Here is a 20,811-nt window from a genome sequence, read left to right as displayed (position 1 = left end):
CCTCTATATTGATCAAAAAGCCGCTGTATCACCTACAGCGGCTTCTTGCACAGCTATGTTCATCCTCAGGCTTCCGCCTGGAACTGCAGATACAACTTTTTCAATTCATTCACCGATCTACCAAGCGAATAATGTGTCTTCGCCTTCTCACAAGCAGATCGAGCCAGTTCATAACGGTATGCCGGGTCCAGCATTACCTTTTCAAGAGCATCGGCCAGAGCCGATGGGTCTTCCGGCGGAACAAGCAGACCGTTAACCCCATCTTCAATCTGTTCCGGTATTCCTCCTACATCTGTACCGACGAGAGCGAGACAGCTTAACGCCGCTTCAGCGAATACAGAACCAAAGGCTTCCGCACGGGATGGCAGTACAAACACATCAAAGAATGGCATAAATTCTTCAGGATGCAGTGTATACCCATAGAAAATGGTCTCGTTATAAATTCCAAGGCGCTGTGCAAGTTCTTCCAAATCAGGACGAATCGGCCCATCGCCAATAATATGTAGAACGTAATCGAGGCCTTTATCTTTCAACTTAGCGCAAGCTTTGAATAAAATATCTAATCCTTTTGCGGGTACAAGACGGCAGACGGTAACCAGTTGTGGGACCGCATTATCATGCGGAATGGGCTTAAAGCGTTTTTCATCAAAACCATTGGGAATGATTCCGATCCGATCCGGATGCTTGACGTGCGGGCCCAAATATCGGCGGAATGATTCCGACACCGTTAACAAACGTTCTGCTTGATGCTCCAACTCTCCATATATGGCCAGCAAAAACTGATGCTCCAGTCCATTCGGCTCAGAGCGGCCATTAAGGATAAGTTCGCGCTCATAACTAGAGTGAATCGTCTGGATGAGCGGAATCTCGGGGAACACCGATTTCATAGCAAGTCCTGCAATTGGATGATGAGCATGAATAAGATCATAGGACTTCTGGATGCGAAGCCTGGTCCACCATAGATAGTCACGATACGTCTGAATATATTTTTGCACAACAGGACTGTCCTGATAAACGGTCCAATCGAACGTTTCAAACTGTACTTCCTCTCGACCTTTGTTACGAATACGTTTGGGTAAGGAGAACAGATCCATTTCCCATCGCGGGCTCGCGAACCTTTCCTGCATATAGGGAATCATAGAGGATACACCTCCGGGCTGCTCCGGAGGAAAAAATAAAGCCTGTAGCAATTTCAACGTCATTGTCCCCCTCTCCAGCTTCATTTCTCTTTTTTTCACATTTAATTATAATATATCAGAACATATGTTCAGTAAAGCAACAGTTAAGGGGTCTTGTATTAATTCGTATCAAATATGTATTTTCATGCATTTTAATGTATATACTCAATATTCATTATGACACAGAAAAGCTTGAACATCCACCATTTTGGGACATGGATTTTTCATTCGTATATACAACATATTCAATGGACGATCGATACAGAAGTCCCTGTTTACATTATAAGCTTAGCTATGCTTTCGATCGGACAACACATAAAACAAGCCGGACAAGCTTTGATCGCTCCCGGCTTGTTTTCATTATTTTTTTAACCACATGCTCCCGAGACTTTACATTTCAACCGATTTCTCGTAAAGACAATATCCATGCTGTAAGCCTGCATAAGCAAATCCATTAGCTGCATAAAAAGCATTTAACGTGGCGTTGTCAGCCCCACAATCCAGGCGTACAAGCGACTTATTCTTGAATTGTATTCCATTAATAGACCACTGCAATATCGATTTACCTAAGCCCGTTCGAGCATACGCTCTTCGGATGGCGAGTCGGTGCAGATAGAGCGCTTGATCTTCATCATGAGCCTGATCTCCCCATAGCTTGACATCCCACGGACTCGGCTTCTGCATGAGAATAACCATGCCTGCGATCTTTGCTTCTTTTTTAAAAACGAAAACGTCACCCCTCTGAATGGCCGCAGGTGTATTATGAGAATCTTCTCCTTGAAGCAGTGCACTCCATTGCGAAGAGCCTTGGCTTTTCAGCCAAGATGCTGATTCCACCAGTAATGAAAGCACCTCTTCCGTGTCTCCTGATTGCGCTTGAACCGCCTCATAGCCGTCATTAATGTATCTCTTCCGTATTGTGAATGGATGCTTCATTATGCCCCTCCCATTTTACAAACTTTTAACTGCATAAATAACTAATCGTACTATACCGAGAATATATTTCTTCGTCAAAATCAATTCATATAATTCAACATAAAAAAAGAGTAAAAGGCATCGGCCTCTTACCCTTCGACTCTTGCTTCATCGATAATCTGATTGCGATATAGCATGGTGAGATGCAGTGAGTCGAACTCGATCTCTCTGTTCAGCTCTCGCATAAGCACATCAACCAGTGTTTTTCGCTGCATGCTCGTGCCTGGAACATCATAGTCCATATAACCTGTAATGTCCGTGTGTGACGTATCGATCGTTGCTGTTCCTACCGGAAGCCCTCCACGCTCTTGGACAAACAGATCATAGATGCTGAACTCTCGGTCCCTGCTCCTAAGCATGACATAACAAGCTTCTTCTGCTTCTTCTGAATTCAATGAATCTTCAAGGCGATCGGATTGTTCCTCCTCTTGTTCCTCTTCCAACTCTTCCGAAAAATCACGATGCACCCATTCCAGGGTCTCTATTTTATTCCCTTGATGCCACATCTGGATCGTAATCGTATCGATAATCTCTTCATCCAATTCCCTTACAAGCAGCTCCGCCGCTGCTTCCTGTACAGATTCATCAGGTTCATCATACCAATGAATCTCTCCCTGTACATCGGCTCCGTACTGCTTCAAGGTAGCTTCTGCGACCTCTTCTCCTTCAACATCATTAAACAGATAGGTCGACAGGTTACGGCCAGCACTTACTAACTCCATTTCGAGCAACTGCTCCGCATCTTCATATGTAAAAGAGTCATCCCGAGAAGCAGGAATTCTATCCGTCGCATGAACGAATGTATCGACATACGAGCTCTCATCCTGCTTCAGAAAGCCTGTTGACTCTTCGTCATCGTGAGAAGACCATTCTGCCCCTTCATTAATGTCTGGCTGCAGCACGGAATATAACGTGCCGACACTCACCAAAACATCATAATAGGTAGCAGCCACCGCATCTGCAAGTGTCCGAACATATACATGCACCTTATCTATAATATGTTGTTCAGATGCTTCTCTTATAGACTCTTGCTCCAGTTGAAGGCTGCCTGATAAGCGCTCCCCTTCCCTATACACCAGTATAAGAGAGCCTGCATATCGGCCATCCACCATAATATCCTGCACTTCACCACTTGCTGTTCGCAGATCCGTAGTTAGTTCGATCTGATTCATTGCCAGTCCTCCTCATTCCTAACGTATTCTCTTAGGATGTCCTCAGGGACAGTAGTTTATAAGGACTGTTTATTATTGAAATTCAAGTGAGAAGTAGTGGGGACTTACGGCGACAAAATATACTTATGGATGGCATGCGCTACCCCTTCATCATTATTGGATAATGTAACTTCGTTGGAAGCTGCTTTCACCTCTTCAGGAGAGTTGTCCATGGCAATACCTTTTCCCGCAAAAGTCAACATCGTAATATCATTAAAGTAGTTGCCAATCGCCATAATTTCAGAGGAGGCTATACCTTTGGAATCAGCAAGTCTTTTGAGCGCAGCTCCTTTGGATGCATCAGGATGCATCAAATCAATGAAAAAATCCCCACTTCGTGTCATGTAATACGGAAGATTCCAAGATGCCCATTCACGCTGAACTTCGTCCATCTGTTCAATGGGACCAAAAGCCGTAAATTTGGCAAGTGGCTCTGTCATGTCTGCCCATCGTGGCAGTTTGAGCGGCTCCGCCAGGAAATTATAGTACATCTCCCTAACCTGCAACTCCAAACCTTCAGGCTGTTCCACATACAGTCCAAAAGCTGTGTTAATGTCAAAATGCACCCCATTTTCACGGCAGTATGCCATAATTGGCTCCAGACCTTGGGTATCCAGAGAAAACTGATGGATCACTTCTCGTGTCTCCACTTGAGCAGTAACCGCACCATTATGCGTTATAACATAACCGTCCAGCCCCATCTGTTTCATAAAAGGAATCGTGTTGGCCGGCCCGCGGCCTGAACAAAGTACAATCTCAGCCCCTTGACGAGACGCTTGAATTAAGGTCTCTTGTGTCCACTCGGTCAGCTCATGATGATCATTCAATAAAGTTCCATCAACATCTAGTGCAATCAATTTGTAAGTCATATGATTTCATTCCAATCTATGTTTAGTCGGGTGTATGATAATTCCGCAAACCATTAAGCTCATCTTCAGTTAGCTCTCGGTAATGTCCGATCGGCAGATCAGAAGGAAGTTTCAAGTCTCCCATAGCTACTCGTTTCAGGTAGATCACACGTTTATCGACGGCCTGAAACATACGTTTAACTTGATGGAACTTACCTTCATGTATAATCAGCGAGATCAATGAGACAGTCCCTTCCGGTGTCTCCTCGTATCTCAGTATCGTCAGCTCTGCTGGCATCGCCTCATATCCGTCATCCAGATGTACGCCGATCGCAAAACGCTTTACGTCTTCTTGATCCACTTTCCCCAGTACCCGAGCTTCATACGTTTTAGGTACATGTTTGCGAGGAGATAACAAATCATGAGCGAGGGGACCATCATTGGTCAGAATAAGCAGCCCTTCCGTATCCTTATCCAGCCGCCCCACCGGGAATGGTTGGAAGATCCGATCTTCTTTGCGTAGCAGGTCCAGCACCGTTTTATCCCGGGCATCCTCTGTCGCAGAGACGACGCCCGGCGGCTTGTGCAGCATTAAATAAATATTCTCCCTATATAGGATTCGCTCACCATCTACTTCAATAACGTTAATCTCCGGATTAACCTGCACCCCGCTGTCCTTCACTGCCTTGCCATCTACAAGAATGCGTCCCTGCTTAACCATCTTCTTCAGTTCACTTCGCGTACCAACACCCATATGGCTTAAAATTTTGTCCAAACGCTGGGTTTGTTTGCCTTTCCCACTCATACCGATGTCCACCTCCAGCCCGCAGGATATTCATTCTTCAGCACACCATCCAGCCATTTTCCCCATCCAGCAGCATATCCATCCACACACACGAGAACATATCCTTTAGGGATGGATCCCTCTTGGTGTGTTATTCGTTCTTGCATCACGTTCAACGTCTCCCCCTTCAAGTATCTGACAGCTTCTCCATCCGCAGAAGATAGATTTACACTTCGTTGCACCTCCGATGCACGTAAGGCACACGCCAGCGGATGAGATGGTACGAATCGTCCATTCTTCATTGTTCCGACAAACCATCCAGGACGAATGACCTTTAATCCCTTAAGACGGGAAGCTCCAACCGCGGACTGATATATTCGATCTCCGTAACATACCGTCTCTCCTTCAAGTGTCATCTCCAAGTTTTCTTTTATAAACTGGTGATACACCATTAATGGGTCGTTTGAACCTGTATTGGTACCTCGTCCTTGTCCTCGTTCAAACTTACGGCCGCCAGTCTCTTTTCCCTTTTTGCTTGATTTATGTTCATGTTTACTGGCACGCGTGCCACTTTCACTACTTTTTCTTGATTCAAGCCGTAACAAACGTTCCTTTTTACGATCGGCTTTGGTCATAGGAAGCGAAGCCGATCGTAAAAAAGAACGATCCTCACTTAGATCTTGAATCAACGAAGACTCACCCGCAATTCGGCCCTCATTTTGCCTTTCTTCATCTAGTTCTTTTAGTTCTTTGTCTAACTCTCTATTAAATTCATCAATCCATTTATCCGAACTTACCTCATCACCTTCATATGCCTCCACATGTTTTAACACAGCAACGTAATGCCCTTCTCCTTCCAAGAGGTGAGGCCACAACCTGGCCGTGCCACTTGTCTGCTCCAGCACGCCTTCTGTCTCCGCTGCCTGAAACGGGGACATTTGCCGAACCCATTCCGGACGTCCAGGAGCAAAACCTGAAGTATGGTCAATATTCACAACTACAAAGTCACCATTTTTTCTCAAAAACTCCGCAATCATCGCTTCATTTTCTTCCGGTGCAAAGGTACACGTTGAATAAACGATCGTACCTCCTGGAGCTAACAATCGAGCTGCCGTTTCCAAAATATCGCGTTGCATGATCACACATTTATCAACGGAATGGTGTTCCCATGATTTCACCATGTCCTCATCCTTGCGGAACATCCCTTCCCCTGAGCAAGGTGCATCGATTAAAATTCTATCAAAATAGTTCGGAAACGCATCCGCAATGCGTTCAGGTGACTCATTGAGCACAACTGCATTCCTTACACCGTACAGTTCCACATTTTTAGCAAGTGCTTTGGTACGCTCGGCATGAATGTCATTGGTAACAAGCACACCTTTGCCTTGTAATTTGGCAGCAATCTGAGTTGATTTCCCCCCAGGGGCGGCACACAAATCAAGCACACGATCTCCCGGTTGCACTTGCAACTTTTCCACTGGAGCCATGGCACTTGGTTCCTGTATGTAATACATACCAGCATGATAATAAGGGTGTAGACCTGGCTTTACCCCATGAGGCACGTAAAATCCGGTTTCACACCAAGGTATAGGTCTCAGTTCAAACGGGACGATCTCTTTGAATTGTTCTATTGATATTTTAAGTGTATTTACACGAAGTCCTGCATGTGGTGATTGATCATACGATTTCATAAAAGATTCAAATTCTTCACCAAGCAAACGTTCCATACGCTCCGCAAAGATAAAAGGCAACTGTACAGCCATATTTCCACTCATCCTATCCTATTAAAATGACATATTGCTCTATGTTATCATATCTTCATTTTGCTTGCCTATCCTATCATATCTATTCCACTACAGCGTGTAATGTAGTATAATGCTAATAGATTGTTTGTTGAGCAAAAAAACGGTTGTTTATGCATATTATCCCAGCCTTTATTTTTGTTGCAACGCTATTTCGATATGAACAATGGGGGATGAACGATGAATTCCAAGAAGAAAAAGAAAAGCGCCGCAATCCTTATCTTTCTAGGTATATTAGTTGTCATGCTTGCTGCATTGGTTTTGGTTAATCAACAATCCAAGAAACAGATGGATTCAGTCGAAAATGCTTATGGTATTGCCGCTTCCAAACTAAATCCAGCTACACGAGAATTGCTTAAAGATCCTAACTATCAACAGATCATACTGCCGGCTGATCTGAAAACCAAAGTGAACAACAAAGAGAGCTTCTTTGTTTATTTCTTTGCTTCTGATTGCTCACATTGTCGTGCAACTACACCTCAGTTGATGCCACTCGCGGATAGTGAAGGCATTGAGCTCCCTCAATATAACCTGCGTGAATTTAATGAGGGTTGGACGGATTACAATATTGAATTCACGCCTACACTGGTATACTACCAAGATGGCGTGGAGAAAGATCGCATGGTTGGTGGACTGAAAGAGAAAGAAAGTGACGAAGGTTACACTCTGGACGAGTACAAGCAGTTTTTCGAAAAGTACAAAGCGAGTGTAACACCAACTAAAAGCTAACTTCAACGAACCAAAAACACCCCGATCGATTCCTCATTGGAATGATTGGGGTGTCTTGTATACAAGACATAGGACAGTAGGTCCTATTTATTTACATGATTATTTAGGTTCTCTTATTCTTTGAGCGTCTGACTCTGACTTAGCGCTCTCATCTTCTCTTCATAGATTCGTCCCCGGGTTGGACTTCGACGTTGCGGAATGTTCGGCTTCAGCTCCACTGATCTGAGCTTCACCATTTGTGCCAACGCCTTATCCTCAATCATTATCGACAGATCACGATACTCGAGTGCTTCGGGTTCATTTTGCTGTAGCTCCCTTACAAGACCACTAACGTCCTCTTTTAATGCCTCAAGTTGAATTCCAAGCATGATCTCTGGATATGGTGCCAATAAGTCCAATGAACTTTGCAGCATCAGGAGTCCGCCACGAAGATTACCGTTCCTGTAATGATACAATCCAACGGCAACCTGCAACAAACCTTTGTACAATGGATCACGGTCACGTTCCAACCATAATTCTTCAAGCACTTCATGACATTCGAAATAGTCCTGATCCCGGTTAAAATAAATCAGATAATCGACATAAAGCGGTTCATAGCTGTTCATCCGGATTCTCGCCCTTTCTGGCGTTGTTCAGAAGTCCCTTCACATCGTCCAGTAGCACTTTGAGTCCATCCATATCATGTCGCTCCCAGCAGTCATTGAATCGTTTCTGCGCTTCAATCGCTTCATGCACGAGATGATAAAAATACAGCTGTTGAATGATGCTGAGTGTTCTAGATACGATATTGGATTCATCCTCAAACGCCTTTTGCGCTTCCAGAATCTGCAGACGAATCGCTGACATCTCGTTATCCAGAACAAAGGCAGCTTCCGCTGTTTTCTTCAATCTCGCTCTCATATCATCTGGCAAGCTCTCCCGGTATTTATAGCTCAGGGAATGTTCAATGGTTGCCCAGAAATTCATCGCCAGTGTCCGAATCTGAATTTCGGCAAGCACTTTTTTCTGCCCCAGCGCTGTTTGTACAGGATACTCAATGATCATATGAAAGCTTCGATAACCACTCTCTTTGAAGTTGGTAATATAGTCTTTTTCAATTACAACTGTCAGGTCCTTACGTGCCCGGATGTATTCAGCAACCCGGCGAATATCATCTACGAACTGGCACATGATCCGGATACCCGCGATATCCTCAATGCCTGTCTCCACATCATCAAGTGCTACATTCAGACGTCTTGATTTTTCCAAAATGCTGGAGATTTTTTTGACACGGCCAGTAACGAATTCAATCGGGGCATATTCTTCCCGTTTTTTCAATTCGGCCCTCATCGTCTTGAACTTGACTTTCAATTCCTCTACCGCTTGTTCATAAGGAAGTAAAAATGTACCCCAGTCTCTACCGTCCATGGTTATGCCTCCTGTCTCTATAGCTCCCCTGTTCTTATCCATTATACATGATGTTCACCGGGGGGAAGAGTCCCGATCCATTAAACTCTCTTCCACGCTTCTATGTTTCCTATTCTGGGGATTCGATTGCATTTTAACGGTGGTCAGCACCAACCGCTTCTGAAATATGACGATATCCATCTTTACGCAGCAATTCGCGCAAGCCAGCATGAATGCGACGATTAACCTCTGGCCCTTCATAAATCAACGCAGTATAGATTTCCACTAGACTTGCCCCAGCTTTAATTTTCTCGTAAGCATCCTCACTTGTGAAAATACCACCCGAGCCGATAATCGGAAGCTTACCCTCTGTTTGTCTGTATACCTGACGAATAATCTCTGTAGAACGTTCACGCAGTGGTTTTCCGCTTAGTCCGCCTGTCTCCTTCGCATGCTGATGGGAGAGCCCTTCGCGGCTAATCGTTGTGTTCGTCGCAATAATGCCTGATACCCCGCTTGCTGCAATCGTACTAACCATATACTCAAGTTCCTGATCATTCACGTCTGGCGCAATTTTGACAAGTACAGATTTGGCTACCCCGCCAGCCTCAGCCTGTTGACGATTCATCTCGCTCATAACCGCCGCAAGCAATTCTTTTAGTTCATTCCCATGTTGCAGATTACGCAAATCCGGCGTATTTGGTGAACTGATATTCACTACGAACAAGTCTGCATAATTATATAACGCCTGAATGCATTTCGCATAATCCAGATGAGCTTCCTCATTCGGAGTAACTTTGTTCTTACCGATATTAATTGCTACGGGAATACGTCGCTCCGGAAGACGTGCAAGTTCTTTCGCCATCGCTTCTGCACCCAGATTGTTGAATCCCATTCGATTTACCAGCGCCTCGTCAGGGGGTAAACGGAACAATCGAGGCTGATCGTTGCCGGTCTGTGCCAGCGGTGTTACCGTTCCCACTTCCATAAATCCGAATCCGATAGAAGAAAATCCGGTTACAGCCTGTCCGTTTTTATCCAGACCAGCGGCAAGACCCACCGGGGTAGGAAAATGACAACCAAACATATCTACTGCCAGATCGGGCGTTTCCCGAACACCGTACATTACACGTAGCCCCGATGGAACCGGACGGATGCTCCCCACACCGCTCAGACCACCAATGATTAGATGATGGGCCTTTTCGGGGTCCATTTTGAACAATAATGGTTTAGCAAGACTTTTGTATAACAAATCACTCACTCCGTTCTGATCCGGTACGACATATGGCCGATTCCCGTCTCCTCTGTATGTAAAAAAACTCTACACACCAGTCTAGCCGTTTCTTCTTCAAAAAGAAAGTCATTAACGCATAGACAAACAAATTCAAAACAATGATATATGTATAAGAAATCAACCCACCTACTGGAAATAGCGAGTCAAATTCTTTACAATGAGAGCATAGTTACTATGATAAACCGTTCGACACCATAAGGAGGAAGAAAATATGGCTCAGAAACGTAAACCACCCGCATTACAGCAAAAAAAAGAGGAAGTCAACCGTAAAGCCATCGCTTGGACAGCAGCTAGTGTTGGCGGACTAATTATTATTATTGGTGCTCTGATTATTATTGCCAATATGTAGAAGTTTCAGATAGCCTTCATTGGAGCTACATATTCGGCCAGTCGTGAAACCGCTATATAAAATCAGATCACAGATCAATCAATTTAACCAGTGATAGGTTTTGTTTGGATTGTTCTGCTGAGGAACAAGCTTATGCTTATATCGCTGTTCAGCTTTTGGCACCACCGTAAGCTCGGGCAGTAGATCATTGCCGATGCGCACCGGAGTTCCTTGCGGAGCAAGAGCGAACAATTCCTCCACATCCGCTTTGTGCATCCTCACACATCCAAGGGACTCGTCCAGTCCGATGCTATCAGGCTCATTAGTCCCATGGATGGCATAATTCGTATTTGAAAGCTGCATACCGCGACTTCCGAACTCCCCATCCGAACGGCCATTCGGATTAACTACTTTATCCGTAATCACATATGTGCCTTCAGGTGTCCGCTCACCGCCAAGGCCCACTTCATACATCCGAACGATTGTACTCCCGCTAATGAGCGCCAGTCTATGGTTGCTTTTATCAATAATAATCTCATATGATTTCTCGAAAAAGGGTCCCCCACCCATTGTATCCGCGAATAGCGTGTTTTTGGCCTGTACTAACTTATCTCCGCCCGAATTCCCTTTCCCGGCTTGAGCCTGGGCTTTATGCATGGCTAACAGTTGTGGAAACATTTCACTCATTTCAGCTGAAGTTTCTCCCAAGATGTTATTTGGAAACGGCTGAGCCAGAGCGGTGACACTCGCAGGCCATTTTTGATGTTGTTTGCGATACGATATGATTGCACTCGATAGAGCCGCTGCGGTCTCCTGCTTCGCTGTCCAGGCAAGCACCATCCGTTTAATCGAAGAAGGTACTTCAGGCGGTTTACAGTTACATTGGTTCGCATCATAACTTTGAGCCGTAAGCTTTCCTTTTGGATTGGTCCGCATAATATATTTTACAGGCATATCTCGCTTCCAAATCGCCCAATCGTCTGACATTTGCATGCCAAGAATAGCCGCTGTATTCACGCGATCCCCCGACCCGGACCATGCAGCAGCGAGTACATTCCCCACTTCTTTCCCTTTGCTGAAGGCTGTAGCAGTGAATACGTTGCTGGGTTCCATAGAACCATTCCCTACTTCACTTCCATCTCGAACAGGAGCTTCATTCGGTCCTTCATCGTCCGAATCCAGAGATGAGGACAAGGCACCGGCTGCCTCAAAAGGAGAACCCGGGGCATCTGCAGGTGGTAGACCAGCTAACAGCAAAAGCATTAACAGAGTGAGCCACATCTTGCGCCTTCGTTTCTTTTTCTCTTTTAGCTCAGACATCTCTACCAGCTTCTGCTGGTAATCCATCCATATATCCGCAGGGGCTTTACTGCGTTCAAAGGCTTCATATACTTCACCTGCCTGTTGAAAACAATAATTCGCCTTTGCTTCCTGTCCCTCTCCCAGATACTCTTTGCCAAGTAAATACCAAGCCATTTTATTGTCAGGATGTTTCTTGACATAAGACCTCAGATCAGTGTTTTGCATCGAATCCCTCACTATTCCGCCTTGGGCATATAAATATGTATATCGGCAATAAAACACAAATTTTCCATAGGACTTCAGTACCTGGTACTAACAATTTGCACACAGAAAAAGCACACCCTCTGTCTTTTAAGACAAAAAATGTGCTTAATGAACATAAAAACAACGCCTTAGCCTTCTTTATTGAATGGCTCGTCCGCTACTTTGATGGAGTCTGTAGGACAACCATCACATGCATCCTGCATATCGTCAAACAAATCTTCAGGAATTGCCTTAATTCCTTGGTTAGCATCGCCATCGAAAATAACTTCTGCCAAGCCTTCATCATCATAATCATAGATATCTGGAGCCGTTGCTCCACAAGCGCCACATGCGATGCATGTGTCTTTTTCAACCCAAGTATACTTACTCATTGTATAATCTCTCCTCCTAGGATTCACCACGAACCATGTTTTTATCTAGAAACATATTAATACAAAGTTAGATTAATTACAAATCCATATTGCAACAACCACAACTTTATATTATCCCTATTTAGTCGAAACTTTGCAAGTTGTCTTTTTGGAGTGAAGTGCCCCTTACCTTATGATTGCGTAATAATGCGGAAGGATCATCTCCTAGCATACCTGCCGTCACGACTGCATTCTCACCAAACTTATCACGCAGCTGATCCATAATCCGAATCAAACTTTCTTTTTTCGGCTTCTGCTCATATTCGAACAGGTCCATCTGTACAGCTGATTCTTCTAGTGGGATCAGATTCTGTAGCGTAATACCCAACATCCGTACAGGCTTACCCTCGCCCCAGTGCTTCGCAAAGAGCTTACAAGCTTCACGGTAGATCACCACTGCATCCTCTGTTGGCACCTCGATCAACCGTGATCTGGTGATCGTTCTCATATCAGGTGTACGTATGGTAATCTGAATGCCCTGAGAGAGCATTTCGTGCTTACGCAATCTTCGAGCTACCTGATCACTGATATTCAAAAACACTCGGTGAATATCACTCATTGCAGAGACATCCGCCGGCAATGTCGTCGTATGCCCGATCGATTTATTTGCTTCCCGTTCCGCCACTACAGGAGAGTGATGTATACCATTAGCGGAATTTTTAAGCCAAGTGCCGTTAATGCCGAACAGATCCGTCAACATTTTTTCATCCGATTTAGCTAGTTGACCGATCGTCTCAATTCCTAGCTTCTGAAGTTTCTCGGCTGTCTTCTTACCAATGCCAAACATCTCGTTACATGGTCTGTGCCACAAAACGCGAGGTACGTCCCTCATTCGAAGAATGGATATACCGTTCGGCTTTTTCAGATCCGATGCCATCTTGGCGAGAAGTTTGTTCGGCGCAATTCCTATGGAGCATGGCAGGCCAAGTTCTTCCCTGATTCTTTGCTGAATCTGTTCAGCAATTTTAATAGGGGTACCGAATTGTTTAGACCCTGTAATATCCAGATAACATTCATCAATGGAGGTTGCCTCCAGTAGAGGCGTGTAGCTATAGGCTATTTGCATAAAGGCTCTGGAATATTGGCGATATAGATGAAAGTCTGGGCGAATTACAATAAGATCGGGACATTTTTTCATTGCCTGGTGTACGACCATCCCCGTTGAAATCCCTCTGCTCCGAGCCGTGTATGAACAGGTTACAATTACACCCTTACGAAGCTCACTGCTTCCTGCCACAGCGGTTGCTTTTCCTCTGTATAACTCCGGCTCCTCTGCTTCATGTACGGAACAATAGAAAGCATTCATGTCCACATGCAGAATCACTCTGCCAGCTGCTGGATAATACCCACTTACATCCGTTGGAGGATTGCTGTCTGAAGACTTCACGCCCCCCATCCTTTCTATGCGCATAAAATAAATCAAGGGTTCTACCTGTTAAATACAGGTGTATCATCATGTTCAAGTACATCAGAGACTTCAAAAAGATGTGAAGCCCTGTATGCTCTTATCTATATATTATATCAAAACCGATATGTAAATTCAGTTATCTGTTTGGAGTAAGGAGCCTATTTTTTATTCTGGCCTTTTCTAATAATATTAAGCAAAATAAATGCTGCAATCCCCACACCAACCAGAAGTAAAACGCTAATCACAACATTCTCCCACAGAAAGGTCATCCATATTCTCTCCTTCCATATATATCATTCCTCAATTCTACGGAGTCCCGACAAAAGGTGAAGATCTATTGTAACATAGTTACTTGTCCTATTCTGGCCTTTTTTACATCAAAACTTAAATTCTATACCTTCATCTGCGAATTTCAATATGGCATTTGGCCATAATGGTGCTATAATAATTCATTATACAAATTCACGTTTTTGGGACAAATCTATTCAAAGAGTTTAACACAGTGTAGCGTTGCTACATCATAGGATTGTTCATCAATGTTCTTATGTTTTTAACCACTCCATCAAAATTTATAAAAATCGCTTTCCCTTAAAGGAGGATCCTCATGTCAAAGGCCATTTCCATCTTCGATACGACTCTACGCGACGGCACGCAAGGAGAGGGTGTCAGCTTATCGGCAGATGATAAACTCAAAATTGCCAAAAAACTGGATGACCTCGGTGCTCATTATATTGAAGGCGGAATTCCCGGCAGCAATACCAAGGACATAGAATTTTTCAAAAGAGTCCAAGAATTGAATCTAAATGCCAAGGTCGTTGCATTTGGTAGCACACGTCGTAAAAATAGCGTTGCCAGTGAGGATGCTAATCTGAAGCGAATCATTGAATCTGGGGCACAGGCAGCTACGCTCGTAGGTAAATCATGGGACTTCCATGTGCATACTGCCTTGCAAACTACGCTCGAAGAAAATTTGTCCATGATCTACGATTCCATCGCTTACTTAAAACAAAGTGGCATGGAAGTGATCTTTGATGCCGAACATTTCTTCGATGGATTTAAAAATAATCCCGAATATGCTCAAGCCGTCTTAACCAGAGCTCATGAAGCGGGCGCTGACTGGCTTGTAATGTGTGATACGAACGGCGGAACGATGCCTCATGAAGTTCATGAGATCGTATCGACACTACATCGGACATTGCCTCATGCTCATCTCGGCATTCATACACATAATGACTGCGAACTGGCGGTCGCAAACACCCTTAGCGCTGTACAAGCCGGCGCACGCCAGGTGCAAGGCACAATGAACGGATATGGTGAGCGTTGCGGTAACGCTAATCTCGCCTCCATTATCCCGAATTTACAGCTAAAACTCGGTTATGAATGTGTAACAGATGATTCTATGAAACAACTCACGAACGTTGCCCGTTATATCAGCGAGATTGCCAATGTGAATATGCCGATTAACCAGCCTTATGTCGGCAATGCTGCATTCGCTCACAAGGGCGGCATCCACGTATCCGCCATCTTGCGGGATTCACGGACATATGAGCATATCGTGCCTGAACTGGTCGGCAATAAGCAGCGTGTACTTGTCTCCGAATTGGCTGGACAGAGCAATATCGTTTCCAAAGCTCAGGAGCTGGGGCTGGAATTCGACCCAAGCAGTGCGAACTCACGTCAAATCATTGAGAAAATCAAAGATTTGGAGCACCAGGGCTACCAATTCGAGGGTGCTGATGCATCACTGGAATTGTTGATTCGTGAAGCCAACGGGGACATGAAGGAACTGTTTACGTTTGAATCCTTTAAAATGCTTGTGGAGAAGACAGCAGATAAATCTGTAGTATCCGAAGCTTTCGTTAAACTGAATGTGGCGGGAACAAGTGTCTATACCGCAGCAGAGGGAAACGGGCCGGTCAACGCGCTGGATAACGCACTTCGGAAAGCACTTGTACAGTACTTCCCTTCTCTTGGTCATATGCACCTGTCTGACTACAAAGTACGTGTGCTAGATGAGAAGGATGCTACTGCTGCCAAAGTTCGTGTATTAATCGAATCTAAAAACACTGAAAATACCTGGAATACCGTTGGTGTATCCGAGAACGTCATCGAAGCCAGCTGGGAAGCACTCGTTCATAGTTTCCGGTATGCCCTCCTTCAGGAGAGTATCCAGAATGAGCCGGAATCACTTTCGTTGCCTACCGCAGGACTAATTAATCACTAATCGATGATCCTTGCCTTATTTCATATTTCCCGGAAAATAAAAAAGCTTCTGCAACCATACACTTGGATGCAGAAGCTTTTAAAATATACGAAAGGTAAACTTTCAAGGTTTAGTTTGCAATTAGTTTTTTAATCTTTTTCTCCAACTCTTTTTCCGGCAATATGCCTAGAACGACCTCTTGAATCACCCCGCGAGAATCAATAAGGACATTTGTTGGGAATGCAACGCCGTTGTATTGGGCATACACCGTCCCTTTTTCATCCAGTGGGATAGGAAATGTTAGTCCGTACTCATCTACAAACGCCTTCGCATCTTTGAGCTTATCGTATGAAGTAACATTCACACCATAGAGATCCAGCTTGTCCTTGTATTTTAACGCTAAATGGTTCAGTTCTGGCGCTTCTTGTTTGCACGGCTCACACCACGAGGCCCAAAAACTGATAAACGTTGCTTTCTCTTTCGTACCACCTACACTATAGCTTTTGCCATCTAGACCTAATAAAGAAAACGGCGGCGCAAGCAAACCAGCCTTAGGCCCTGTCTCTGTAGGCATAGGCTCTTCCTGTTTGAAAACAGCGGCGATTCCACTATCTTTATTCTGAAACAGAGCTATAGCAACGAGCAGGAAAACCCCAAGCAAGATGTATAGGTTACGTTTCATGACTTGCCACCTCTTGTTCATTGAAAGTGTCTCTATATTGTGTTAAAAAGATGCTTTATCATATTGTACCCTTTTATCTTATTTTTTTACAATCTGCTTGAAACAAAATAAAATGAAAAAGACTCCCGCATGAGCAGGAGCCAAAAGAAAGAGGGGTGATACAAATGGCAGTACTTCATGGGCAGCAAAATACATTAAGCCTCCCCCGCGCGGTAGAACTGGAAATGTCGAGACACATGTATCTTTCACTGCCGCAGGAAGCTTGCGGGGTTGTGATAGGTGAATCCACAGCGAGCGGCATACGAATTAATCGTTTTCAGCCTATTCGTAACGCAGCACCTGACCCGTTGCATCACTTTTCACTAGATCAAAGGGAATGGATTCAATTGTTTTTATCCGATTCCACCGTCGTTGGTATTTTCCACACTCATCCGAGCACTTTACCGGTTCCTTCACAAGAAGACCTGCGAGCTCTCCCAAACTTTGCGGGTATACTACAGACATATCTGATCGGAGCACCTGATCTTTCGTTTTCAGCTTCAGATGAAGTGGAAAGACCTATGCTCCTTAACGCTTATCGAATTATATCTTATGAAGAAAAGTCAAGAAGTGCAGCAACGTCTCCTTCACCCACTTATAAATTAAAACAGATTCCGCTAAACGTGACTTAGCCGGGCGTAAAGATCTCCTAATGTTTCAACGTTTTTGCTCTGCATGTCTTTCAGATAAGAGCACCATAAGTGCGCTGTCATTTTAGCATCCTCAAGCGCGTGATGTCGCCCATAGATCGGTATGCCTCTGGATTCAAGCAATTCATCGAGCCCGTATCCCGCTCTCGTCGGTTCAATCCAGCGCGCGATCATCATGGTATCGATCAAGCGATGAGTCAATCTAACTTTAGAGGTTCGCCATAGCGCTGCATTAAGGAAAGCTCGGTCATGTGCACTCCCATGGGCAACCAGTACGCTCCCGCCAACAAAGGACATGAAATCATGAAGCCCTTTGAGCAATGTCGGCGCTTCTTCCGTCATCTGCTGCGTAATCCCAGTAAGTTCAGTAATATGCTTGGGTACCTCCCTTTTCGACTGTACCACCGTGTAGAACTCCTCCTCTTCGAGTAAAACACCACCTCGAATGCGCACAGCCCCAAAAGACAAAATCTCGTCTCCATGCTGGGGAGCAAACCCCGTTGTTTCCAGATCAAATACAACTACATCCAGTTCACCCAGAGGTGTATGCAGAACTTCAGGTCTACGCTGTTCTCTCATCATCGAACGGATGAACGCCATATGTTGCGCCGTAGGGGCTCCCATTATGGAAGCGATGGCGGAAGGAACCCCTCCGTGACGCAGCGAATTCCAAAATCCTGTACTGCCCCTTGCCGGCTCTCTCATGGACGTCTCCTTTCTGCAAAACGCAACTGTCTTTGCAATGCACGATGCACTCGCTTGACTAACCCCAGCGTCTCCCTCAGATCATAAAGCCTTTGCTTTTCTTTCAATTGCTTCTCATCCAGAAAACCGCTGCTCTGCTGTAGATCCCCTCGGCTCACAACCGGTGTATCTCGGCGCAGTTTCAATGCGGCCATAAATGCCCGCTGGCATGCATCCATTAACGGATAAGGAACAGCTTCAAGCGAAGTCAGTTTCTCCATTCGTTTTATCGTTGACGATTCCTGAATCCCATGCTGCACAGCCAGATATCTTACACTGTTAACCAGCGGAATATATACACCATACTTGACATCAAAACCACCCGCATGTTCACCAAAACGCTCTGTAACGACACGGCCCAGTATATTTAATGTCGCCTTATGTTTCACTGTATTACGCAACACTGCATCCGAGAGTTCAGGCACACGCCTAAACTGGTCATAAAAACTATCCAGCCACTCAGTTGCCAGACTAACCTCCCCCGTAATAAAGCGCATATCGGAAGCGATGATCAGGTTACGCACAGGCTCCCAATTCAATTCAGTGCTCCATTTGAACAACTGCCTTTTCCAAGCAGACAGCGTTTGTCGCCACATCGGTTCCGAACACATCACCTTGCCTTCACATTTGGCATAGCCCAACTCTTCCAATAAATCCACAATACGTTTTCCGAGTTCCGTAAAATAATCTTCTTTCCCTTCATGCGGAACATCACTGATAATCATGCCATGATCCTGATCACTCCATAGTGTCGCTTCCCGCCTGCCGGAGCTTCCAAATACGATAAAGGCATAGGGGACGGGAGGCTGGCCGAAGCCATCCTCTACCATCCCCTGAATGCATAACTCTACTGATTTCCGTGAAATACGGTCATGTAGTTCATTTACCGCTTCGTACCATTCGACCAGCGACAAGGAAGTGAACAGTGATTCCTGGAGCTCTCTCTGTATAACGACGCGTACCTCGCGCAATTCATGTGCAGAAGCAGCAGCATCGATTCCTTGATAAGACCAGAGAGGGTTTGTTATTGAGATAGGTTTCATCATTCCCAGCCTCCTTGAAGCAATTAACCCAAGATTCACCTCAGGAGTTGAACATACCGCCTGATTTGGATTCTACTTGTTTCATTTGCTCAGGATATCCATACGTACCATGTTCGCTGAGATCGAGACCCATCGTTTCTTCTTCTTCCGTAACACGGATACCCATAACAGCTTTCATACCACCCAAAATGATAAAGGACATTACAAGTACGAAGGCAAATGCTCCAACAAGACCTAACAATTGTACACCCAATTGGTGGAATCCACCGCCATAGAACAGACCCGCTTGACCTACGCCTACTTTTTCAGCAAGTTCAGGTGTTGCAAACAAACCGGTGGAGATGGCTCCCCACATGCCAGCAATACCGTGTACGGAGAACGCATAAATTGGATCATCAATACCTTTACGATCAAAATATTGAGCAGTGAAGAACGTTATGATCCCTGCGAGTGCACCGATGACTAGAGCTGCCCAAGGTTCTACGAATGCACATGCCCCAGTAATGGCGACAAGTGCCGCCAGCACACCGTTTAACATGCTTGGAATATCTGATTTTCCAAGAATAGCCCAAGAAATTAACAGCGCCGCAACTCCACCAGCAGCAGCAGCTACGTTGGTAGTTAAAGCTACATAACCGAAGAATCCTTCGCCCATCGCAGACAACGTGCTACCAGGATTGAATCCAAACCAGCCAATCCAGAGGATAATGACCCCGAGTACAGAATACACTTGGTTGTGACCTGGAAGGATGTTAGGCTTGCCGTCTTTGTTATATTTACCGATACGAGGTTTCAGCAGGATGGTAGCTACCAATGCGGCAGTAGCACCAGTCAAGTGAACAACAGTTGAACCTGCAAAATCTTGCATGCCCAGCTCTGCGAGCCAGCCACCACCCCATACCCAGTGTGCAACAACCGGATACATAATAATGGTGTAAAGTGTACCAAACACAATGTATACACTCATCTTTGCACGTTCTGCCATACCGCCACAGGCAATAGCTAAGGAGACCGCTGCAAAGGCAAGGTGGAATACGAATTTTATCGTTAATGGAACATCAGAGAAAGCAAGTGATTCAAAAGAAGCGGCCATGTTGTCCCCACTCATGAAGAAACCAACCGTTCCGAAAAATCCGTTACCGTTACCAAAGCCCAGGCCGAAACCAAGTGCCCAGAAAGCGATAACTGAAATACCTAACGTGAGAATGGTTTTACCCGCAATGTGTCCTGCATTTTTCATTCGTGTTGAGCCTGCTTCCAGAAGTGCGAATCCCCCTTGCATAAAGAACACCAGCACTACAGCCAGAAACGTAAATGCGGAATTCAGGCCACTTTGAAGCTCAATATTGGTTGGGCCTTCAGCCGATGCATAAGCACTAGTTGGAAAAACCATCAAAGTAAATAATACTAACATATAAATAAAAAACCCTTTTCTCATGAACCTCACTCCCTCTTTCTGTGTCAGTTTTCTTAACATATAATGAAATTCTTAATGTCATTATAAGCAGGAGTCAGGAAAGTTGACAAGGAT

The 20,811-nt window shown here is 44.9% G+C and carries 20 protein-coding genes; 4 read left to right on the top strand and 16 right to left on the bottom strand.

What is annotated here, in order from left to right; all coding sequences use genetic code 11:
* Positions 1–65: 65 nt before the first annotated feature.
* The 6 genes from PQG66_RS02525 to PQG66_RS02500 form a co-directional block, all read right to left on the bottom strand.
* Positions 66–1,196 carry a glycosyltransferase family 4 protein gene (locus PQG66_RS02525; RefSeq protein WP_272034742.1) on the bottom strand — a complete coding sequence of 377 codons (1,131 nt, stop codon included), beginning with the start codon at positions 1,194–1,196 and terminating at the stop codon, positions 66–68.
* 372 nt (positions 1,197–1,568) lie between these two features.
* The gene (locus PQG66_RS02520) at positions 1,569–2,114 is read right to left on the bottom strand and encodes a GNAT family N-acetyltransferase (RefSeq protein ID WP_272034740.1); all 546 of its coding nucleotides are present in this window, start codon (positions 2,112–2,114) and stop codon (positions 1,569–1,571) included.
* 128 nt (positions 2,115–2,242) lie between these two features.
* Positions 2,243–3,325, bottom strand: a complete 1,083-nt coding sequence (locus tag PQG66_RS02515) for a hypothetical protein (protein ID WP_272034738.1) — start codon at positions 3,323–3,325, stop codon at positions 2,243–2,245.
* 104 nt (positions 3,326–3,429) lie between these two features.
* Complete coding sequence (locus PQG66_RS02510) at positions 3,430–4,233, bottom strand: Cof-type HAD-IIB family hydrolase (protein ID WP_272034735.1); 804 nt, start codon at positions 4,231–4,233, stop codon at positions 3,430–3,432.
* 22 nt (positions 4,234–4,255) lie between these two features.
* Complete coding sequence (locus PQG66_RS02505; protein ID WP_272034733.1) at positions 4,256–5,017, bottom strand: pseudouridine synthase; 762 nt, start codon at positions 5,015–5,017, stop codon at positions 4,256–4,258.
* Complete coding sequence (locus tag PQG66_RS02500; RefSeq protein ID WP_272034731.1) at positions 5,014–6,759, bottom strand: RsmB/NOP family class I SAM-dependent RNA methyltransferase; 1,746 nt, start codon at positions 6,757–6,759, stop codon at positions 5,014–5,016. The genes PQG66_RS02505 and PQG66_RS02500 overlap by 4 nt, the downstream gene beginning before the upstream one ends.
* A gap of 219 nt (positions 6,760–6,978) precedes the next feature.
* Here PQG66_RS02500 and PQG66_RS02495 point away from each other — a divergent pair, with 219 nt between their 5' ends.
* Entirely contained in the window at positions 6,979–7,527 is a 549-nt protein-coding gene (locus PQG66_RS02495; protein WP_272034729.1) for a thioredoxin family protein, read from the top strand.
* A 113-nt stretch (positions 7,528–7,640) separates the two neighbouring features.
* Here the strand turns inward: PQG66_RS02495 and PQG66_RS02490 are convergent, their stop codons facing one another.
* From PQG66_RS02490 to PQG66_RS02480, 3 genes are all read right to left on the bottom strand, one after another.
* A complete protein-coding gene (locus PQG66_RS02490) occupies positions 7,641–8,132 on the bottom strand; it encodes a DUF309 domain-containing protein (protein WP_272034727.1) in 492 nt (163 codons plus the stop codon).
* Positions 8,119–8,934 carry a GTP pyrophosphokinase gene (locus PQG66_RS02485; protein ID WP_272034725.1) on the bottom strand — a complete coding sequence of 272 codons (816 nt, stop codon included), beginning with the start codon at positions 8,932–8,934 and terminating at the stop codon, positions 8,119–8,121. The genes PQG66_RS02490 and PQG66_RS02485 overlap by 14 nt, the downstream gene beginning before the upstream one ends.
* A gap of 133 nt (positions 8,935–9,067) precedes the next feature.
* Positions 9,068–10,165: a quinone-dependent dihydroorotate dehydrogenase gene (locus PQG66_RS02480; RefSeq protein ID WP_272036422.1), complete on the bottom strand. Its 1,098-nt coding sequence runs from the start codon at positions 10,163–10,165 to the stop codon at positions 9,068–9,070.
* A gap of 253 nt (positions 10,166–10,418) precedes the next feature.
* Here PQG66_RS02480 and PQG66_RS02475 point away from each other — a divergent pair, with 253 nt between their 5' ends.
* Positions 10,419–10,556 carry a hypothetical protein gene (locus PQG66_RS02475; protein WP_167434145.1) on the top strand — a complete coding sequence of 46 codons (138 nt, stop codon included), beginning with the start codon at positions 10,419–10,421 and terminating at the stop codon, positions 10,554–10,556.
* 78 nt (positions 10,557–10,634) lie between these two features.
* Here the strand turns inward: PQG66_RS02475 and PQG66_RS02470 are convergent, their stop codons facing one another.
* From PQG66_RS02470 to PQG66_RS02460, 3 genes are all read right to left on the bottom strand, one after another.
* Positions 10,635–12,062 (bottom strand): L,D-transpeptidase family protein, encoded by a 1,428-nt coding sequence (locus tag PQG66_RS02470; RefSeq protein ID WP_272034721.1) that lies wholly within the window; start codon positions 12,060–12,062, stop codon positions 10,635–10,637.
* Positions 12,063–12,229: 167 nt separating this feature from the next.
* The gene (locus tag PQG66_RS02465; RefSeq protein ID WP_111273095.1) at positions 12,230–12,472 is read right to left on the bottom strand and encodes a ferredoxin; all 243 of its coding nucleotides are present in this window, start codon (positions 12,470–12,472) and stop codon (positions 12,230–12,232) included.
* Positions 12,473–12,593: 121 nt separating this feature from the next.
* On the bottom strand, positions 12,594–13,898 hold the full coding sequence (locus tag PQG66_RS02460) for a DNA polymerase IV (RefSeq protein ID WP_272034716.1): 1,305 nt from the start codon (positions 13,896–13,898) through the stop codon (positions 12,594–12,596).
* Positions 13,899–14,523: 625 nt separating this feature from the next.
* On the opposite strand from PQG66_RS02460, the gene cimA reads away from it, so the two are divergent.
* On the top strand, positions 14,524–16,143 hold the full coding sequence (cimA, locus tag PQG66_RS02455; protein WP_272034714.1) for a citramalate synthase: 1,620 nt from the start codon (positions 14,524–14,526) through the stop codon (positions 16,141–16,143).
* A 109-nt stretch (positions 16,144–16,252) separates the two neighbouring features.
* Here the strand turns inward: cimA and PQG66_RS02450 are convergent, their stop codons facing one another.
* On the bottom strand, positions 16,253–16,804 hold the full coding sequence (locus PQG66_RS02450; RefSeq protein WP_272034712.1) for a TlpA disulfide reductase family protein: 552 nt from the start codon (positions 16,802–16,804) through the stop codon (positions 16,253–16,255).
* Positions 16,805–16,968: 164 nt separating this feature from the next.
* On the opposite strand from PQG66_RS02450, the gene PQG66_RS02445 reads away from it, so the two are divergent.
* Positions 16,969–17,475, top strand: coding sequence for a M67 family metallopeptidase (locus PQG66_RS02445; RefSeq protein ID WP_272034710.1), 507 nt, complete (start codon positions 16,969–16,971; stop codon positions 17,473–17,475).
* On the opposite strand, the gene PQG66_RS02440 is transcribed toward PQG66_RS02445, so the two are convergent.
* Genes PQG66_RS02440 through PQG66_RS02430 form a run of 3 tightly spaced genes read right to left on the bottom strand, consistent with a single transcriptional unit; the run spans position 17,461 to position 20,718 of the window.
* The gene (locus PQG66_RS02440) at positions 17,461–18,198 is read right to left on the bottom strand and encodes an exonuclease domain-containing protein (protein WP_272034708.1); all 738 of its coding nucleotides are present in this window, start codon (positions 18,196–18,198) and stop codon (positions 17,461–17,463) included. The two genes, PQG66_RS02445 and PQG66_RS02440, sit on opposite strands and share 15 nt — an antisense overlap.
* Positions 18,195–19,280: a DUF294 nucleotidyltransferase-like domain-containing protein gene (locus PQG66_RS02435; RefSeq protein ID WP_272036420.1), complete on the bottom strand. Its 1,086-nt coding sequence runs from the start codon at positions 19,278–19,280 to the stop codon at positions 18,195–18,197. Before PQG66_RS02435 ends, PQG66_RS02440 begins: the two co-directional genes overlap by 4 nt.
* A gap of 40 nt (positions 19,281–19,320) precedes the next feature.
* Positions 19,321–20,718, bottom strand: coding sequence for an ammonium transporter (locus PQG66_RS02430; protein WP_272034706.1), 1,398 nt, complete (start codon positions 20,716–20,718; stop codon positions 19,321–19,323).
* Positions 20,719–20,811 lie beyond the last annotated feature (93 nt).

It is taken from the genome of Paenibacillus sp. JJ-100 (assembly GCF_948329825.1).
GTDB lineage: Bacteria > Bacillota > Bacilli > Paenibacillales > Paenibacillaceae > Paenibacillus.
The sequence above is the reverse complement of the archived record's forward strand: the minus strand, read 5'-3'. Positions and strand labels throughout refer to the sequence as shown.

Coding starts and splice junctions, on each gene's coding strand:
- PQG66_RS02520 (WP_272034740.1), bottom strand. CDS start 2,114: ATGAAGCATCCATTCACAATACGGAAGAGATACATTAATGACGGCTAT.
- PQG66_RS02515 (WP_272034738.1), bottom strand. CDS start 3,325: ATGAATCAGATCGAACTAACTACGGATCTGCGAACAGCAAGTGGTGAA.
- PQG66_RS02510 (WP_272034735.1), bottom strand. CDS start 4,233: ATGACTTACAAATTGATTGCACTAGATGTTGATGGAACTTTATTGAAT.
- PQG66_RS02505 (WP_272034733.1), bottom strand. CDS start 5,017: ATGAGTGGGAAAGGCAAACAAACCCAGCGTTTGGACAAAATTTTAAGC.
- PQG66_RS02500 (WP_272034731.1), bottom strand. CDS start 6,759: ATGGCTGTACAGTTGCCTTTTATCTTTGCGGAGCGTATGGAACGTTTG.
- PQG66_RS02495 (WP_272034729.1), top strand. CDS start 6,979: ATGAATTCCAAGAAGAAAAAGAAAAGCGCCGCAATCCTTATCTTTCTA.
- PQG66_RS02490 (WP_272034727.1), bottom strand. CDS start 8,132: ATGAACAGCTATGAACCGCTTTATGTCGATTATCTGATTTATTTTAAC.
- PQG66_RS02485 (WP_272034725.1), bottom strand. CDS start 8,934: ATGGACGGTAGAGACTGGGGTACATTTTTACTTCCTTATGAACAAGCG.
- PQG66_RS02475 (WP_167434145.1), top strand. CDS start 10,419: ATGGCTCAGAAACGTAAACCACCCGCATTACAGCAAAAAAAAGAGGAA.
- PQG66_RS02470 (WP_272034721.1), bottom strand. CDS start 12,062: ATGCAAAACACTGATCTGAGGTCTTATGTCAAGAAACATCCTGACAAT.
- PQG66_RS02465 (WP_111273095.1), bottom strand. CDS start 12,472: ATGAGTAAGTATACTTGGGTTGAAAAAGACACATGCATCGCATGTGGC.
- cimA (WP_272034714.1), top strand. CDS start 14,524: ATGTCAAAGGCCATTTCCATCTTCGATACGACTCTACGCGACGGCACG.
- PQG66_RS02450 (WP_272034712.1), bottom strand. CDS start 16,804: ATGAAACGTAACCTATACATCTTGCTTGGGGTTTTCCTGCTCGTTGCT.
- PQG66_RS02445 (WP_272034710.1), top strand. CDS start 16,969: ATGGCAGTACTTCATGGGCAGCAAAATACATTAAGCCTCCCCCGCGCG.
- PQG66_RS02440 (WP_272034708.1), bottom strand. CDS start 18,198: ATGAGAGAGCCGGCAAGGGGCAGTACAGGATTTTGGAATTCGCTGCGT.
- PQG66_RS02435 (WP_272036420.1), bottom strand. CDS start 19,280: ATGAAACCTATCTCAATAACAAACCCTCTCTGGTCTTATCAAGGAATC.
- PQG66_RS02430 (WP_272034706.1), bottom strand. CDS start 20,718: ATGAGAAAAGGGTTTTTTATTTATATGTTAGTATTATTTACTTTGATG.